Annotated in this window: 11 protein-coding genes and 1 tRNA gene; 6 read left to right on the top strand and 6 right to left on the bottom strand. The window is 69.2% G+C overall.

The window, feature by feature from the left end:
- The first annotated feature begins 65 nt into the window (after positions 1–65).
- Together AB0G35_RS30190 and AB0G35_RS30185 are read left to right on the top strand one after the other, a co-directional pair.
- The gene (locus AB0G35_RS30190) at positions 66–794 is read left to right on the top strand and encodes an integral membrane regulator (protein ID WP_360956062.1); all 729 of its coding nucleotides are present in this window, start codon (positions 66–68) and stop codon (positions 792–794) included.
- A gap of 12 nt (positions 795–806) precedes the next feature.
- Positions 807–880, top strand: a tRNA-Pro gene (locus AB0G35_RS30185).
- A 543-nt stretch (positions 881–1,423) separates the two neighbouring features.
- On the opposite strand, the gene AB0G35_RS30180 is transcribed toward AB0G35_RS30185, so the two are convergent.
- Positions 1,424–2,737: an FtsX-like permease family protein gene (locus tag AB0G35_RS30180; RefSeq protein WP_360956060.1), complete on the bottom strand. Its 1,314-nt coding sequence runs from the start codon at positions 2,735–2,737 to the stop codon at positions 1,424–1,426.
- A gap of 42 nt (positions 2,738–2,779) precedes the next feature.
- Entirely contained in the window at positions 2,780–3,562 is a 783-nt protein-coding gene (locus AB0G35_RS30175; protein ID WP_360956058.1) for an ABC transporter ATP-binding protein, read from the bottom strand.
- A 118-nt stretch (positions 3,563–3,680) separates the two neighbouring features.
- Here AB0G35_RS30175 and AB0G35_RS30170 point away from each other — a divergent pair, with 118 nt between their 5' ends.
- Positions 3,681–4,985, top strand: coding sequence for a sensor domain-containing protein (locus tag AB0G35_RS30170; protein WP_360956056.1), 1,305 nt, complete (start codon positions 3,681–3,683; stop codon positions 4,983–4,985).
- Entirely contained in the window at positions 4,973–5,617 is a 645-nt protein-coding gene (locus AB0G35_RS30165; protein WP_360956054.1) for a response regulator transcription factor, read from the top strand. The genes AB0G35_RS30170 and AB0G35_RS30165 overlap by 13 nt, the downstream gene beginning before the upstream one ends.
- Here AB0G35_RS30165 and AB0G35_RS30160 read toward each other — a convergent pair.
- The 3 genes from AB0G35_RS30160 to lanKC form a co-directional block, all read right to left on the bottom strand.
- Positions 5,607–7,463, bottom strand: a complete 1,857-nt coding sequence (locus tag AB0G35_RS30160; protein WP_360956052.1) for an ABC transporter ATP-binding protein — start codon at positions 7,461–7,463, stop codon at positions 5,607–5,609. The two genes, AB0G35_RS30165 and AB0G35_RS30160, sit on opposite strands and share 11 nt — an antisense overlap.
- A gap of 106 nt (positions 7,464–7,569) precedes the next feature.
- Positions 7,570–7,686: a class III lanthipeptide gene (locus AB0G35_RS30155; RefSeq protein WP_360956050.1), complete on the bottom strand. Its 117-nt coding sequence runs from the start codon at positions 7,684–7,686 to the stop codon at positions 7,570–7,572.
- Positions 7,687–7,746: 60 nt separating this feature from the next.
- Positions 7,747–10,389 (bottom strand): class III lanthionine synthetase LanKC, encoded by a 2,643-nt coding sequence (gene lanKC / locus AB0G35_RS30150; RefSeq protein ID WP_360956048.1) that lies wholly within the window; start codon positions 10,387–10,389, stop codon positions 7,747–7,749.
- Between the two features lie 430 nt (positions 10,390–10,819).
- On the opposite strand from lanKC, the gene AB0G35_RS30145 reads away from it, so the two are divergent.
- Positions 10,820–12,139 carry a histidine kinase gene (locus AB0G35_RS30145; protein ID WP_360956046.1) on the top strand — a complete coding sequence of 440 codons (1,320 nt, stop codon included), beginning with the start codon at positions 10,820–10,822 and terminating at the stop codon, positions 12,137–12,139.
- Here the strand turns inward: AB0G35_RS30145 and AB0G35_RS30140 are convergent.
- Positions 12,080–12,682: a response regulator transcription factor gene (locus AB0G35_RS30140; protein ID WP_360956044.1), complete on the bottom strand. Its 603-nt coding sequence runs from the start codon at positions 12,680–12,682 to the stop codon at positions 12,080–12,082. The genes AB0G35_RS30145 and AB0G35_RS30140 overlap by 60 nt on opposite strands.
- Positions 12,683–13,542: 860 nt before the next feature.
- On the opposite strand from AB0G35_RS30140, the gene AB0G35_RS30135 reads away from it, so the two are divergent.
- Entirely contained in the window at positions 13,543–17,634 is a 4,092-nt protein-coding gene (locus AB0G35_RS30135; protein WP_360956042.1) for an AAA family ATPase, read from the top strand.
- Positions 17,635–17,716: the final 82 nt, after the last annotated feature.

Here is a 17,716-nt window from a genome sequence, read left to right as displayed (position 1 = left end):
CCGGGCCCGCGCGGAACACCGGGGGGCGGGGACACCGCCCGCCCCCTTCCCCCTAACGTGGAGGAATGTCCGACCCCAACCGGACCTCGCAGTCCACGCGCCACGCCACCGGCCCGGCCGGCGCCGCCGCCCGGACCCCCGCCGCAGCCGTCGCCCCCGCGACCCGCCACCCCTTGGCCGCCGCCTACCACCTCCTGATCACCGCGGCCGCCCTGACCGGTCTGGTCCTGGCGGCCGTCGCCGGCCCCGCCCCCACCCGCCTGCTCGCCTCCTTCCCCGCACAGGCCAACATCGCGGCCGCCCTGGTCTCCGCCGCCTCGGCGCACCGCGCCTGGACCGGCCGCCGCCCCCTGAGCCCCGGCCTCACCGGCGCCGCGCTCTCCTTCCTCACCCTCGCCGCAGTCCTCCAGCTCGTCCTCCCCGCCACCTCCACGACCACCTTCGCCCTCCCCCACCCCGCCCCCGGCACGCCCGCCCCCTTCCTCTCCCCCCTCCTTCTCACCACGCTCACCCCACTCGCCGCCCTCGCCGACTGGCTCCTGCTCACCGCCCCCCGCGGCTTCCGCCCCCGCCACGCCTGGCAGTGGCCGGCGTACCCGCTCCTCCACCTCGCCGCCACCCTCGCTCTCCCCACCCCGACCGGCACCCGCCCCGGCAGCCTCACCACCACCCTCACCATCGCCCTGGCGAGCTGCCTCCTCCCCGTGATCACCATCGCGATCGACCAGGTCAGGCCCTCCCCACGTCTCCCCGGGAACCGGATTTCGCCTACGGGGATCGGTCCGCTAAAGTAGAGCTCGTTGCTTCGGGGTGTAGCGCAGCTTGGCAGCGCGCTTCGTTCGGGACGAAGAGGTCGTGGGTTCAAATCCCGCCACCCCGACTGAAGGAACACAGGTCAGAGGCACCTACTCACGTGAGTAGGTGCCTCTCCTGCGTTGCGGGGGACCAACTGCGTGACCGCCGCTCCGGATTCACCTTGACGACGCCGTCCACGGCGACCGCTCCCGCATGGATCACCGGATAGGTAGGGGTCTGGAGAGGTCTGCTTGCGGCAGACCTCCTCGGTAACGGTGGTCCCCGCGTGCCCGCCCCAGCGCGCGATCCCTTCGAGCGGGTGCCGCTGCCCGGGAGCGGCGAGACGCAGCTGTGCCATAGCTCACATCGCGTCCATTCCGCGGCGTTCGCCCCTCGCCTTGTTGATCGCTTGGTGGAAGGCTCGCGGGGCGTTGGTGGAGTCGAGTTCCTTCTCCACCGTCGACGACAAGACGAGGCCGCAGACACCCACGGACAGTTACCGCAGTGGACGGGTCACCAGGACCGGGCGGGCAAAGCTGATCGAGCTGCTTCGGGACGAAGAGGTGCGGACGCGGGAGGAAGCGGCCCCGGTGGAGGAGCAAAGAGGATCACCCCCGGAGTCAGCCAGCTACTCCACTGCACGCACGGCGCTCACGCGGAGCAGCAGCACACCAGGGATGAGTACCCCCAGTACACCCAACCCAGCGCAGCCTGCAGCTACTTGGGCCAGGCCGCCCCAGGGCAGCACGGCAGCTACGTCCGTGAGGTAGGGCGTGATGCGGACCGACAGGCCGGCCAGGAAGAGCACAATGACCAACCCGGCCATCAGCAAACCGCAGAGCACCACGATGACGGACTCCCAGCCGAGCATGCGCAGCAACTGTGCCCGCGTGCTGCCGGCCAACCGCAGCGCCGCGAACTCCTGTCGACGCTGGCGGGTCGCCAACAACAGGGTGTTGAGAATGCCCAGGGCAGCACAGACGATCAAGGGAGTCATGAGGAGGCGCATGCCCACGTCATTGTTCTCCTGCTGGAGTGCGTCCTGAGCGGCGGTAGTCGCGTGCGAAACGGCATTGCCGCACATCAGCATCGTACTGAGGCCGGCCGCCAACAGCACCGGACCTGCCATGGCCGCCACCCGCCGCCCCGCCGCCGCGCTGTTCGCCGCCGCCAGGCGGCCCGAGGCCCGCGACAGCAGTCGTCCGGGCAGTGCGCTGAGTGCGGCCACCGGGCGCACCACGAGCGGAAGCAGCAGCCAGGCCGCGATGAGCAGGGTGAGGCACAGGGCCATACCTCCGTTGAGTGCCTCGTGCGCGCCGCTCTTGCGGCCGTAACGGTCCCAGACCGCCACGGCCAGGAGCAGCGTGGCCGTGGCCGCGATCGCGCGCCCGAGAGGCAGCGTGCGGCGTTCGACCGTGGCTTCCCGGAGGGCGACGATCGCGGAGGTGCGCAACGGGCCGCGCACCGCGGCGAGCGCCGCCGGAACGGCGATGACGATGGTGGAGAGCAGCCCGACGGCGAACCCGACGGGCGAGAAGTCGGGTTGCGGACCGACCGGCAGGACATGGTGGTCGATGAGCCAGGCCAGGGCGGGATCGAGGGCGACGGTTCCGCCGAGGGCGCCCACCACGCCGCCCAGCGCGGCGACCACCGCGGCCTCGCCCACGATCTGCGCCCGGACCTGCGCCGTGGTCGCTCCGACAACCCGCAGTGCCCCCATCTCCGTGCGTCGCTGTTGGGCCACCAGCGCCAGGGTGTTGGCCACCAGCAACAAGGCGGCGAAGCCGGAGGTACCGCCGACCAGGCCGAGCAGGGACTGGGCCGACCGCTCGGCGCGGTGCCCCGGGTCGGCACGGTGGACACTGTCCAGTACGGAGGCCAGCAGGGTCAGCAGGCCCGCGCTCATGGCGGAGACGAGGAGGACGCCCGCGTACTGACTCAAGCGGGTACGGACAGAGGCCAGGATGAGAGACAGCACGGCCGGTCACACTCCCAGGGCGGCCAGGCGGGCCGCGATCGTCTCGGCGGTGGTGGTGTCGGGCCCGGCCAGCCGGTCGACCAGCCGCCCGTCGGCGAGCAGCACCACCTCGTCGGCCCAGGCTGCCGCCTGCGGGTCGTGGGTCACCATGACCACGGTGGCCCCCAAGTCGTCGACGGCCCCGCGAAGCAACGCCAGGACCTCTCGTCCGGAGGCCCGGTCCAGCGCACCGGTCGGCTCGTCGGCGAAGACCACCTCGGGCCGGGTGATCAGTGCGCGGGCGAGAGCGACGCGCTGCCGCTGGCCGCCCGAGAGCTGACCGGGCCGGTGGCGGCGCCGGTCGTGCAGGCCCACCCGTGACAACAGATCGTCCAGGCGGTGCGCATCGGGTCGACGGCCGGCCAGACGCAGCGGTAACTCCACGTTCGCGGCGACGCTCAGCGCAGGGATGAGGTGGAAGTCCTGGAAAACAAAACCGACGCGGTCTCGGCGCAGCAGCGTCAACTGACGCTCGGACATGGCACTCAGATCACGGTTGCCGAGGACGACGGTCCCCGCGGTGGGGCGCTCCAGTCCGGCCGCGCAGTGCATCAACGTCGACTTGCCCGACCCCGAGGGCCCCATGACGGCAGTGAACGTGCCTGCAGGGAATCCATGGTCCACACCGTCCAAGGCGGTCACCGCACCCGCCCCCTTGCCGTGCACCTTGCGCAAGGAACACAGCCGGACGGCCATATGTTCGCCCGTAACGGGCCGGTAGTCGATGGAGCGCGGCGGTGACGTCTTCATGACCCCATCCAATCCCTGGCGGAGGGCATCGTCAGTGGAGCGTGGTGGAATATGGCGGTAGTGCTGGATCTACCCCTGATCCACGACCCGGGGGCCGGCGCAGCCCGGGGGGGGGACAGTGAAACTGCAGGCACAGGGACGTACCGCGGCGTTATGCGTCCCGCTGCGCCGAAAGTCGAAGCAGCTGGGCCGGTCGGCTCTGTACCTGGCGGGCGGCCTTCCGGTGGCGCTTCTCTGGCTGGTGGCCTGCCTTCCCACGGTGGCGCTCGGTGCGGCGACCGCCCTGTTCGCCATCGGTATCCCGTTGCTGGCCGCCGCGGCGCTCTCCGGCATCCCTCTCGGCGCGGTGGAACGGGCTCGGCTCCGACTGTTCACAGGTCGGCAGGCCCCCACCCCCCACGCACCGCACACACGAGAGGACGGTGGCCTGCTCACGTGGGCCTGGCGACGCCTCAGTGAGCCTGCGACGTGGTGGGAGCTTGGGTACGCGGTGGTCCACTGCGTCCTGGCCATCGCGGACTTCGCCCTGGTGGTGGGGGGCGTGCTGCTGTCCTCCACTCTTCTCGCAGCTCCACTACTGCGCAGCTTCGCGCACGGCGGTGAGCTGCGGGTGGCCGTGTTCCAGGCCCGTACGGGCCTCCAGGCCGCCCTCCTGGTGCCGTGCGGGGCCGTGGTCCTGGTTGTCGTCTTCCTGGTGCTCACCAGGTACGCGGACCTGCGAGCCCGTCTTGCTACCGGCCTGCTGACGAGGCGAGGCACGGTCTCCGCGTCCGAACAGGACAAAAAAATCGGGCAATTGATACGCTCCCGGGCCCGCATCCTGGGCGCCTTCGACGCGGAGCGCCGCCGGATCGAGCGCGATCTGCACGACGGCGCACAGCAACGACTCACCGCGCTCATCATGACCTTGGGTTTGGCCCGCCTGGAGCTTGCCGAGGGCGATCCGGCGGCCCGGCAACTGGTCGACAAGGCACACCAGGAGGCCCGCACGACCCTCAGTGAGCTGCGCGACCTGGTTCATGGCATCTACCCTGCGGCCCTCACCGACCGCGGGCTGCCGTCCGCCCTCACCGCTCTGGCCGAGGACTGCGTCGTGCCGACCGAGGCGGAGGTCGATCTGGGAGACATGGGAACGCGCCCGCCAGAGGCGGTGGAAGCGGCAACGTACTTCGTGGCCTGCGAAGCGCTGACCAATGTCGTCAAACACAGCTGCGCGACCGAGGCACGGCTGTCCCTGCGACGCAGGGGGTCCCGTCTGGTTCTGGAGGTCTACGACAACGGCGTCGGCGGCGCCGATGCGGACGCCGGCAGCGGCCTGCTGGGACTCGCCGACCGGGTGGCCGCCTTCGAAGGTTCCGTTCATGTGTCGAGTCCGGACGGCGGACCGACCCGCCTGCATGTGGAGATTCCATGCGCCTCGTGATCGCGGAGGATTCCGCCCTGCTGCGCGAGGGTCTCGTACAGATCCTCGGGAAGTTCGGCCACGACGTGGTGGCGGCAGTGGACAACGCCCCCTCACTCCTGGCCGCGGTGCGCGAGCACGCCCCTGATCTGGCGGTGGTGGACATTCGTCTGCCGCCAGGGTTCAAGGACGAGGGCATACGGGCGGCGGTGGCGCTGCGGCGGGAGCACCGGGGCCTCGCCGTGCTCATGCTGTCGCAATACCTGGAGGCCGATTACGCCGCCGAACTGCTGGAAACGGGCGATGCCGGCGCCGGGTATCTCCTCAAGGACCGCATCGGTGACGTCCTGGACTTCCTCGACTCGGTACGGCGAGTGGCTGCCGGCGAGACCGTCATCGACCCGGAGATCGTCCGTCGGCTGCTGGGGCGGCGCCGCGGACAGTCCTCCATACAGGCGCTCACCCCCCGCGAGACCGAAGTGCTCGCGCTGATGGCCGAGGGACGCGCCAACGCCGCGATCGCTGAGGACCTCACGATCAGCCAGGCAGCAGTGGCGAAGCACATCGGGAACATCTTCGACAAACTGGGCTTGCACGCGAGCGGTACGGATCACCGACGGGTGCTGGCCGTTCTGGCTTATCTCAAGCGGTGATGCCGACCGCCCGTCCGGGCCCGGGCACGCCGCCGCCGAACTGTGCCCGGTACAGCGAGGCGTAAAGCCCGTCAGCCGCGAACAATTCCTCGTGGGTGCCGCTCTCGACCACACCGCCGTCCCGTAGCACCACGATCCGGTCGGCCCCCCGCACGGTGGAAAGACGGTGGGCCACGATCAGCGCCGTGCGACCGTGCAGGGCGCGTGCCAGCGCCTGCTGGACCTTGCGTTCCGACTCCGAGTCGAGATGGGCGGTCGCCTCATCAAGCACCACGATCCTCGGATCCTTCAGCAAGAGGCGTGCAATGGCGAGCCGTTGCCGTTCACCCCCCGAGAGGTGATGCCCACCCTCTCCGATCACGGTGTCCAAGCCCTCCGGCAATCGCTGCACGGTGTCCCAGACCATGGCATCCCGGCAGGCACGTTTGCATGCCTCCTCGGTGGCGTCGGGGAGCGCGTAGGTGAGGTTGGCCCGCAGGGTGTCGTGGAAGAAGTGACTGTCCTGGGCCACCACTCCGATCGCTTCCCGCACCGACTCCTGGGTGACGGTGCGCAGATCATGTTGACCGATCCGAACGGTGCCACCAACCGGGTCGTACAGCCGGCACACCAGGTTGACCAGAGTCGACTTGCCGGCGCCCGACGGACCGACCACGGCCACGGTCCGGCCAGCCTCTACGTGCAGATCGATGCCCCGGAGGATGTCCCGCTCTTCTCCATCACGGACGGTCCTCTCGTCGAGCGACACGAGGCGGGAGCCGGCCGAGGTGTGGTGACGGAATCGGACATCCTCGAACGTGATGGACGCTGCGTCCGGGGGCAGCGCCTCGGCCTCGGGTCTGTCCAGGATGTCGGGGACAAGATCCAAAACCTCAAAGATCCGCTCGAAGCTGACCACCGCAGCGGTGACCTCGGCGCGAGCCTCGGACAGAGAGGTGATGGGGCCATACAGACGGGCCATCAGGGTGACCATGGCCATGAGGGTGCCCACGGTGATGCCACCGTCGACCGCCAGGAGCCCGCCGGCCAGATACACCGCAGCTGTTCCCATGGTCGCCAGCCAGGAAACGGTGAGTGCAAGCAGGGCATTGGTAGCGGTCAGCCGTATACCGGTATCGCGCAGCCTTTTGCCTCGGCGCTCGAAGTGCTGGGCCTCGGCCTCAGGCCGACCGTAGAGCTTGGCGAGAACCGCCCCCTGGCCACTGAACCGCTCAGTCATGAAGCTCGCGAGCGAGGCGTTGTCGGTCAGCTGTCTCCGGTTCAGTGTGCGCAGTCGCCTGTTGAGCATGCGGGCCGGCAGCAGGCACGCGGGCACCATGACGGCAGCAAGAACGGTGATCTGCCAGGACAGGAAGACCATGGTGACGGCCACCGCAACGAGAGCGACGAGGTTCGACAGAAGGGTGGCTGCGGTGGTGGTGAAGGCCTTCTGGGCGCCCAGGACATCGGAATCGAGACGAGTAACGAGGCTTCCGGTCGGCACCCGGGTAAAGAAGGAGACCGGCATACGTTGGACATGGGCGAAGGCACGCCGCCTCAAATTCAGAGTCATGCCCTCGCCGATGCCAACGGCAAGTCGTCGTTCGAGAAAGGTCACCCCGGCGGTGACCGTCGCCAACACCACGAGGAACGCGACCAGTTGAAGGACGCGACCCGTGTCGTGCCGGAGCACACCTTCGTCCACGATATGCCGGGTGAGCAGTGCCGGCACGACTATCAGCACCGCTTCCAGCAGTACAAGGAGAGAGAAGCCTATGAGGCGGCCGCGAAAGGGAGCAGCGCATTCGGCGATCCGAAGCCATGTGCCCGGTGCCCGGTCATGTGGGCCTCGCTGCCTGTCGTCCATCGACTTTCCTTTCGGGTGCCGCGGCTTGCCCGGCTGACCGCCGCGGTCGGAAACGACGTGCGGGGCGGCTCACGCCGCCCCGCACTCATCCGGATCAGTCAGTCACTCAGCAGAAGATGCTGATGCCGCTGGTGTCGTTGCAGTGCGAGCTCTGGCCGGAACCCAGGGCGACAACGTCCTCATCGGGAAGCTCCAGGGACTGCAGGTCGAGAATGTTCGCCATAGTGACGCTCCTTGAAAGATGTGGGGTCGAGACGGCCCCGTGGTGGGTGTTAACCCGCCATCAGGACGTGTGACGGTCCTGATGGAGGAATGGGAGGAAACTCGCGGTGCCGCTCAGCGCACTCTTGAGGCCGAGCAGAATGCCCGCGTTTCCAGTCGCGTAGTCCATCGAAACCCGCATCAGCTGGAAGCCGGGGAAAACGACCTCTCCGTGGAGACCGAGCTGATGCCAGGACAATCGTTCGAGATGGCGTCGGGTGACCAGGGCCGTCTCGGGGTGGTTGCGGCCTGTGATGTGCTGCAGGGCCACCATCTGGCCCACCCGGCCGTTCCAGAGGGAGGGCTGCACGAAGAAGCCACCGGCGCAGGTGTTGTGTGCCGCTTCGACCGCTTCCGACAGCCGGCCGTCCTTCTTATGACGGAGCAGCTCCGAGCCAACGAGGGCGACTCCTGCGGCCCCGGCCTCGATATACGGATTGAGTCGCCATCCCTCATCGACGTTCAAAGTGTTGAAACTCGACACCCGGCAGCGGTCCAGGTCCAGGTGGGAGGCCTTGAATGCCACGTCCAGCCACGCCTTGTCACCGGAGTGCTCGTACATCCGCAGCATGAGGAGCGCGGGCCCGGACCAGCCGTGCATGAGGCCGGCCGGCCCCATTGATTTGCGGACCAGGCCGAGCTCTGATCCCGCGCGTACGCCGGCGGTGCGCGGGAAGCTTCCGCTGACGATCGATTCGGCTACCCTCTCCGCCAATCCTGCGGTGCGTCCACGCATCGTGCTGTCATCCGTGACCTCGGCGAAATGCAGGAGGTTGAGCCCGATACCGGACAGCCCACCGAACAGATTCGGGTTCGTCAGCTGATCGAGTGCGGGGTCCACCTGCTCGATCAGGCGCAGAGCGTGCTCCTCACGGCCGATTCTGTGGAGCGCGTGAGCCACTCCGTGCAGGCCGTCGAAGAAACCCGGTTGGTTGGTGCTGCTGCGTTCCACAGCGGCCAACAGCCACTCGTCCGCCCCTTCAGGGATCTCGTAGCCGCTTTCGCACAGCGCATACAGCACACCTGCCGCGCCGAAGGCGAAGGTCTCACCCACGTGAGAAAACTGCCGGATATCGCCAGGGAAGAGTCTGTCCTCCCGCTCCGGCGTCGCACTGGCCCTGATCGCCTCCGCCATGGAGTCCAGCAACCGCGGCCAATCTGTGGACTCGTCCTGAATCCGCACCCTCGGGCGGCCGATGCCCGCTTGCACCGCCTTGGTCCTGGGCATCGACCTTCCCAGGCCATGGCGGATGGCCTCGACATACTCAGTCGGTACGGGGAAGTTCTCCCGCATCGCATCGATCAGGTCGTGTATTTTCTCCCGGTCCAACGTGAGAACCGGAACCAGCGGCATGAAGAGCCAAAGCCGCAGAATCGCGAGCGCGTAGAGGTCGACTTGTGTCCCTCGGTATTCGCGAGGCGCCGCGAATCCGGGAGCCGCCATCGCCTGTTGAAATCCCCCCGTGTCAAAGGAGGAGGTCTCGAAGTCGACGAGCACCGCCCGGCCGTCCTCAAGCACCAGAATGTTGTGCGGGTGCAGGTCGCCGTATACGACGCCCCGGTCGTGGATCTCACCGAGCAGGGCCTCCACCTGACGGCAGATATCCATGGACCACTGTGTGTAGGCGGCCTTCCGCTCCTCATCGACGTCAGCACCGAGCAACGGGTAGGTCTGGGCCTCCTTGGAACTCAGCCGCTCGCCGTCGAAGTACTCGATGGCCAGAAAGTGGTGATCCCAGGCAGTGAAGTGCTCATGGAGCCGCGGCACACCCCGCACTCCGTCGAGCTTGGCCAGGGTGTCCCGCTCACGCAAGAGCCGTGTTACCGCGTCGACTGCCTCCATATCGAGCGCAGCATGCGGACGGGCTTCCTTGAGAACGACCTGAAGTCCATCGGAGACGCGCTTGGCAACATAGATTCCACCGCCGTTGGAGAAGTGGAGCGGTTTGAGGATCTGATACGGAAAGGTTTCCTCCGAGGGCACCGTACGCGCTTCGATACTCTTCCTTAGGATTTCTGGCGGAGTCACCCACTCCGGCACCTCGAAGACCGGCCTGCGGATGTCCGGCACGAGTTCACCGTCCGGCCGCTTGATTGCCGGGACGACATCACCGCTCTCCAATATGATCTCCCGCTTGCGGAACCCTCCGTACCGCACATAGAGCGGTCCGTCCTCGTACCGCGCATCGCTGAGGATGTACGGGCCGCACTCGCCCTGCAGAAGCGCCGCGAGACCAGTCAATACGTCGGTCAACTCCTGCTCGTCACGAGGGTAGATCGTGACGAGTTTTCCGCTCGCTCCGCGCGGTGCATATTTGCCGTTCTGGCCCAGGAAGGCATGCCGGCTGGACAGAAACTTGAATCCGTAGCGGCGGGGGACGCAGTAGTCCCACACCACCTCGATGATGCGCTCGGCGTTGTCCGCCGTGCCCGAGGCGTGGACCTTCCACCCCTGTTCCACCATGTGCTCGCCGACAGGGTGCAGTTCGAGCCACATGTCCCCTCGATGCTGCCGCCATCCTTCGGGTACAGGGCGGCCGGAGATCTCGAAGTCCGTCCCACTCGCACCACTGCCGGACCGGCCGGGGGCTTCGAAGAAGACTGGGTCGGCCATGCAGTAATTCTCATAGCGCTTGTCCATCGAATTCCCCTCTGCGATCTGCACGTTTGCCGAGCATGACGGGGCCGGAGAGCCGGGTCGGCACACCTCGTTCGTGGTCGGCGGAGCATGAATCTTGCCGGGGGATCAGCCTCGTGGCGAGAGAGAAACTCCTGAAATCCCCTGGTAATACTTCACAGCCGGCCTGGGGGAACGGCGCCCCTGCCCCCGCGACCGGTACGGGGAGGCAGCTGGCACCTCGAAACCGGAATGCAGAAATCCAACTAGGACCTTCGGGCCGACCATGCACGTCCGGATTCTCGCCTGGTCGGGTTGGCCAAAAATAAAGGGCCGTGGTCCACAGCATGGTTCCTTATGATTGCCGCCGGTCTTCGCGAGGGCGCTGACGCCTTCGCAACGACGTTGGTCGCCTTGTCGAAGGAGCGCCAGCGCGCGAACCCCAGGAGCCAGTCGGCGCGCCTTCCCGGAGCCGACCGTGGCACTGCACAGCGGAAACGCGCTCACTTCGGAGGCTTTCATGGGGGACGCAACAGCAAGGTTCGGCACCGAGTCCGGTACACCACCACGAGCACAGTCATTGGCACTGGCTATCGTCACAGTTCTTTCGGTCGGCTTCCTTGGCGTGGTTCTCTTACACATCGCCAGAGCGCCTGTCAGTACCAGCACTACCATCGTCAGCGGGATCGCGGCGGCGGCGATCACCGGTATACACATACAGGTCAGCGCGCGCGTCCTCAACGGCCACCCGCTCCGCTGGGGCCCCATTGTCCTCGCGGTGCAGGGCCTGTTGACCCATCTCCCCCATTTCCTTGTCGGGGAGTTGTGGAACGGCGTGCCGGGATTTCTCGTCGGCTCCCTGCTTTTCAGCGTGCGCGGCCGGACGGCCTGGTTCCTGGCCGGCTGTGTGACCGTCGTCAATCCGCTGCTGGTGTACGGAATCGTCCACGAGGCACAGCGCGCCCTGGACGGACCCGTGGTCACCGGGTTGATTGGATTGACACAGTTCGCCGTGGTGCGACTGGCCATTCAGATCCGCGAGGTGCACACGTTGCGCATGGATCTGGCCCAGCTGGCCGTCACCCAGGAGCGGTTACGGTTCGCACGCGACCTCCACGACCTGGTCGGCCATACGCTCTCCAGCGCCTCGGTCAAGGCCGAGCTGACCCACCGGTTGCTCGCTCAGAACACCCATGCCGCCCGCATCGAGATCGCCGAGCTCATCGACGTCATCCGGCAGACGCACGCCGAAGTCCGTGAGGTGGCCCGCGGTTACCGCCACCTCTCCCTGGAGTCGGAGCTGGTTGCTGCCCGCTCAACACTCCGCTCGGCCGGCATCACGCCCCACTTCTCGCACCACGGCGTCGAACTGTCCCACCGTTCCGGCAGCACTCTGGCGGCGGTACTCAGAGAGGCCGTGACCAATGTCGTCCGCCACAGCACGGCACGCCACTGCGCCGTACGCATCACCCAGCACAAGGGCACCACCCGGCTCATCGTCGTCAACGATCGTCCGCACCCCGCCCGGCCTGGCGAGCCATCCGACGCAAGCGGATTGCGGAACCTGTGCGAGCGCGTCGCCCTCCTGGGAGGAACCCTGCTCGTCTCACGCCCGGCAAATGGCCGTGGCGAAGAGTTCCGGCTGGAGGCCCGCCTGCCGGCTGACTGCCTGACGACCCGAATGAGCCCACCCGACGTCACGTCGCTGCCCCAGCGCCGGCTGCTGCCCTGGAAGACGTCAGATCCATCCTTCGTGCAGCGCAATCCGGATGGCGTCGACGCGATTTCTGGCGCCTGACTTGGTGACAACCCGCGACAGATGATTCCGTACGGTACTGAGCTCCAGGTGCAGCCGTTGGGCAATCTCTTGTGGCCGCGCGCCTTCGGCCGCCTCTCGTAGCACCTCGGCCTCTCGCGGGGTGAGGGGGTTCGGAGCACTCTCCAGCGCGGCTGCCGCAAGCTCCGAGTCGATGACCCGCTCGCCCTTCGCGACCTTCCTCATGGCCAGGACGAGTTGGTCCGGCGGGGTGTCCTTCAACACGAATCCCGTGGCGTGTGCCTCCAAAGCACGCCGGACGTTCCCGGGCCTCCCCAGGCTCGTGACGATGAGGCATCGGCATGACGGGAGACGGTCGTGCAACTGGGCCGCTGCGGTCAGTCCGTCCATGCCTGGTAGCCCGATATCGATGAGAGCGAGATCAGGATCGGTGCGCAGCGCGGTCGGCACGATCTCGTCACCACGCTCCACCTCTGCTACGACCTCGACGTCCGCTTCCTGCCGCAGCAGACTGACCAAGGAGCCACGCAGAAGCTGCATATCTTCGGCCAAGAGCACTCGCACCGTGTATCTCCCCTCCCGGCCCGCCCCGCACGCCCCCGTGGGCGAGCACCGGCTGGCGAAGCTCGAACACCTTCGAAACTCTCACCTTCTCACCCCCTGGGCTGGCAACAGCGAGTGCCGCGCCGGTCTCGTCAATGCCACAGAGCCCCGGAAGGCAAGACGTCGGTCCTGCTTCGAGCCGCGTTCCATGAACCAGCGCGCAGGCCACACCAGCGTCCTTTGGAGCTTTCAGCGCGTCGGGCTCAGACGAGATCCTTGGGGCCTGACGAACCAACCCGAACCGGGCCCGCACGCTTGCCGCTTGCCTGCCGGCGCAACAAACAGCAGTGAGGTGCACCACACACCCCACCTGCGGGGCAGCATCGTCACAGCCCCCCCCAAGCAACGCCGCGCCATTCGGCGCCGGTCCCTCCCCTCGTGGGGACCGGTGCCGAACAGCGCGGGCGGCGGGGATCCGCGCCCCCCGTACCGGCGCGGATCCGGGAAGGGCCGGACCGTGGTCGACGCGGCGGCAGTCCGGGGCCGGCAGGCTCCAGGTCCTCGTTCCGATGCGTCCCGGTCGTCACCGCCGGCCGTCGTCACCGGCTGGTGGTGACGGCCGGGGTGGCCGGGAACAGGTGTCGGGAGTCGTCTGTCCGAGGAGTCGGAGCCGTTCGAGTACCTGGTGGTTCGCCCGGCACTCCGAGTGCTGGGCGGGAGGTCCGGCCGGGCCGGCCCGGTTGCTGCGCCGCTGGTCGGTGATACTGCCAGTCGTGGGTCCCGGCGGGGAGGTTCCGGAGTCGGGGCGGGGGCTGAAGCACAGGTCAGCCAGCTAAGGTGAGTTTTCCGGTCCGGATGTCCAGCTGCGGGGGAAGTAAGGAGTGGAGGCCTTGAGTTCCGACTCAGGGGCACGCTCAGCTTTCGCCGAGCGTCTCGCGCTGCTGTACAAGGAGGCCGGCAACCCTCCTCTCAAGAAGGTGGCCGAGGCGGTCGTCCGACTGCAGCGGGTCGACGAGCGAGGGCGGCCGGTGCGGGTGTCCGTGCAGCGGATCAGCGACTGGCGGCGGGCCAAGAACGTGCCCGCGCAGTTCGCCGCCCTCGCCGCGGTGCTGCACGTCCTGATCCCCCAGGCCCGGCGGTTGCGGCCGGTACCGGTGTCGACGGGGCTGTACGACCTGGTGCAGTGGCAGCGTCTGTGGGAGCAGGCGGTCGGCGACCGCGCCGCGGCGTCCGCGCAGGAGGAGGAACGGCCCGCGGATGACGCCGCGCCCGTCCCCGGTGTCTGCCCGTACCGCGGGCTGGCTTCGTACCGTTCGCAGGACGCCCGGTGGTTCTTCGGCCGGGAGCGGAGCACGGAGGCCCTCGCCGCCCAGCTCCGCGCGGCGGAGCGGACGGGTGGCCTGGTCATGCTCGTGGGCGCCTCGGGGGCCGGAAAGTCGTCGTTGCTGAACGCCGGACTGGTGCCCGCGCTGCGGAGCGGTGCGCAGGGCGGGGGGAACGGTGGGGCGCGGGAGGTGGTGCAGCTCGTGCCGGGGGGTGATCCGGTCGGGGAGCTGACCCGCCGGATTCCCGGGCTCGCCGACGTCGTCCCCGCCGCGCAGCGGACCGCGGCGACGGAGCCCGGCACGCCGGGCCGGCCCGGTACACCGACGCCCCCTCGCACGCCGGCGCCGCCCCGCGCCCCAGCGGCCCCCTCTGCTCCGGCAGAACCCGGCACCCCGCCCTTCGCCCGCGCCGTGCGGGAGGCCTTCGGGGTCTGGGGGGCACGTCAGGGGGCGGCGGATGCGCGTCCGGTCGTGATCGTGGACCAGTTCGAGGAGGCGTTCACCCTCTGCTCCGACGAGGCGGCCAGGCGGACGTTCATCCAGCTCCTGCACGCCGCGTGCACCCCGGACGGGTCGGGTGACCCGGCCCCGGTGCTGGTCATCATCGGCATACGCGCCGACTTCTACGAGAAATGTCTGGGATATCCGGAACTGGCCGATGCGCTGCAGCACCGGCACATGGTGCTCGGGCCGCTGACCAGCGCGGAGTTGCGGGAGGCGGTGACCGGTCCGGCCAAGGCCGTGGGGCTGGAGCTGGAGCCGGGGCTGGCGGAACTGATCGTCCGTGAGGTGAGCGCCGACCGCCCCGGCGGGGCGCACGACGCGGGCGTGCTGCCGCTGCTCTCGCATGCCCTGCTCGCCACCTGGCAGCGGCGGAAGGCGGGTCGGCTGACGCTGGCCGGCTACCGCGCGGCGGGCGGCATCCAGGGGGCGGTGGCGGCGACCGCCGAGCGGGCCTGGTCCGGCCTCGACCCGACGGCACGCACGGCCGCGCGGCTCCTCCTCCTCAGGCTGGTCCGGCTGGGCGAGGACACCCAGGCCACCCGTAGGCGGGGGACGCGGCGCCAACTGGCGGACGAGTCCACCGACCCGCATAAAACGGAGGAATCGCTCGAAGCGCTGGTGCACGCCCGGTTGGTGACGCTCGACGCGGAGGCCGTGGAGATCACCCATGAGGCACTGCTGCACGCCTGGCCGCGGTTGCGCGACTGGATCGACGAGGACCGGAACGGCAATCTGCTGCGCCAGCGCCTGGAGGAGGACGGCCGGGCCTGGGAGGGCTCGAACCGTGACACCTCCCTCCTCTACCGGGGTTCGCGTCTGGAACAGGCCCGTACCTGGGCGGAATCCGCCGGTGACACCTTTCTGACCCGCAGCGCGGTGGAGTTCCTGGCCGCCTCGGTGCGGCTGCGCAGGCGCACGGTGTGGCTCAGCCGCGGTGCGGTGGCGTCTGTGGTCGTCATGGCGATGCTGGCCGTCGGTGCGGCGGTGGTCGCGTGGCAGCAGCGGGACGACTCGGTGTTCCAGCAGGTGCTCACCGAAGCCGATCGCGCCCAGTACACGGACCCGTCCCTGTCGGCCCAACTGGACCTCGTGGCGCACCGTCTGCGGCCGCACGACGAGGGCGCCAGCAACCGGCTGATCTCGATCGTGAACGCCCCGCTGGCCACGCCGCTCCGGGGCCACACCGGCGCCGTCTACCTCACCTCGTTCAGCCCGGACGGCCACACCCTGGCCACCGCCGCCTACGACCGCACCGTCCGCCTGTGGGACGTGCACGACCGGGGCCGCCCCGAGCCGCTCGGAAAGCCCCTGACCGGCCACACGAGTTGGGTGAGCAGCGCGGTCTTCGGCCCGGACGGGCACACCCTCGCCAGCGCCGGCGACGACGGCACGATCCGGCTGTGGGACGTGGCCGACCCCCGTCGCCCTTCCCTGCTCGGCAAGCCGCTGGCCGGCCATCAGGGCACGATCTACCTGGTCGCCTTCAGCCCGGACGGGCACACCCTGGCCTCCGTGGGCGATGACCGCACCGTCCGCCTGTGGGACGTGACCGACCGGTCCCGGCCGAAGGCGCTCGCCACGCTGACCGGCCACACCGCCGCCGTACGCTCCGTCGCGTTCAGCCCCGACGGGCGGATGCTGGCGGCGGGCAGCGACGACGACACCATCCGGCTGTGGGGCGTGTCCGATCCGCGGCACCCGAAAACCGTCGACCGGGTGCTCAGCGGGCACACGGACATCGTGCACTCCGTGGCCTTCAGCCCGGACGGCCGGACGCTCGCCAGCGGCAGCGCGGACGACACCATCCGGCTGTGGGACGTGTCCGACGCTGCGCACGCGGGACCGATCGGTTCGCCGCTCACCGGCCACACCGGTCCCATCTGGTCCGTGGCCTTCAGCCCCGGCGGCGGGATGCTCGCCGCGGCCAGTGCGGACAGCACCGCGAGCCTGTGGAACGTCAGCGATCCGGCGTACCCGTCGCAGGTCGGCGAGCCCCTCGCGGGCGGCAGCGGCGAGATGTACGCCCTCGGCTTCAGCCCCGACGGCCGGACCCTCGCCACCGGCAGCGGCGACAGCAAGGCCCGCCTGTGGTCGATACCGGCATCGGACATGATCGGCCGCAGCGGGACGTTCCGCCGGGACGGGCGGGTGCTCGCCACGGCCGCGCGCGACGGACGGGTACGGCTGTGGAAGGTGGCGGACCCCGGCCGGCCGGTGCCGCTGGGCAGACCGTTCATGCCCGCGGACGGCTACCAGCGCTCGATGGTGTTCTCCCCCGACGGCCGCACCCTCGCCGTACGGACCGGGCACCGGATGCTGTACCTGTGGAACGTCACCGACCCGGCCCGCCCTGCCCTGGCCGGGCGGCCCCGCACCCTGCACACCCGCTTCGCGGGCGCCGGCTCACTGGCCTACAGCCCCGACGGCCGCACCCTCGCGACCGCCTACGACGACCGCACCGTCCAGCTGTGGAACGTCAGCGACCCGTCCCACGTGGTTCCGCTCGGCACTCCGCTCACCGGCCACAAGGGCTTCATCAACGCGCTGGTCTTCAGCCCGGACGGCCGGACGCTCGCCAGCGGCAGCGCGGACGGCACCATCCGGCTGTGGGACGTGTCCGATCCGCGGCACACCGCCCTGTCCGGCGCCCCGCTCCGAGGGCACCTCGGTCCCGTCAACACGCTCGCCTTCAGCCCGGACGGCCGTACGCTGGCCAGCGGCAGCGACGACGACACGGTCCGGCTGTGGAACGTCACCGAGCCCCGCAGGGCGACGCCGCTGGGCCCACCGCTCACCGGCCACACCGAGGCGGTCGTGTCGCTGACGTTCAACCCGAGCGGCCGGACCCTGGCGAGCGGCGGCGACGACAACTCGGTCCGGTTCTGGAACGTCGCGGTCCCGTCCCGGGCCACCCCCATCGGCCAGGCCACCAGCCCCAACGCCAAGACCGGGAATTTCCTGGCGTTCAGCCCCACGAGCCATCTGCTCGGGGTGTCGAGCGGCGCCGGCACCGTCCGGCTGTGGAGCCTGGACCCCGACCCGGCGATCCGCCGTATCTGCGCCACCACGCGGGGCGTCCTGACACCGGCGAAATGGCGCGAGTACCTCCCCCACCTCTCCTACGAGCCGCCGTGCGGCACCTGACTGAGGACGACCTCTGATGACGTGACTCCGATCACAACTCCGCGCCGCCGTTCAGCAGTTGCCCCCCACCGTGCTGACGGCC

This window comes from Streptomyces sp. NPDC021749 (assembly GCF_040640655.1).
GTDB lineage: Bacteria > Actinomycetota > Actinomycetes > Streptomycetales > Streptomycetaceae > Streptomyces.
The sequence above is the reverse complement of the archived record's forward strand: the minus strand, read 5'-3'. Positions and strand labels throughout refer to the sequence as shown.

Coding starts and splice junctions, on each gene's coding strand:
- AB0G35_RS30190 (WP_360956062.1), top strand. CDS start 66: ATGTCCGACCCCAACCGGACCTCGCAGTCCACGCGCCACGCCACCGGC.
- AB0G35_RS30175 (WP_360956058.1), bottom strand. CDS start 3,562: ATGAAGACGTCACCGCCGCGCTCCATCGACTACCGGCCCGTTACGGGC.
- AB0G35_RS30165 (WP_360956054.1), top strand. CDS start 4,973: ATGCGCCTCGTGATCGCGGAGGATTCCGCCCTGCTGCGCGAGGGTCTC.
- AB0G35_RS30160 (WP_360956052.1), bottom strand. CDS start 7,463: ATGGACGACAGGCAGCGAGGCCCACATGACCGGGCACCGGGCACATGG.
- AB0G35_RS30155 (WP_360956050.1), bottom strand. CDS start 7,686: ATGGCGAACATTCTCGACCTGCAGTCCCTGGAGCTTCCCGATGAGGAC.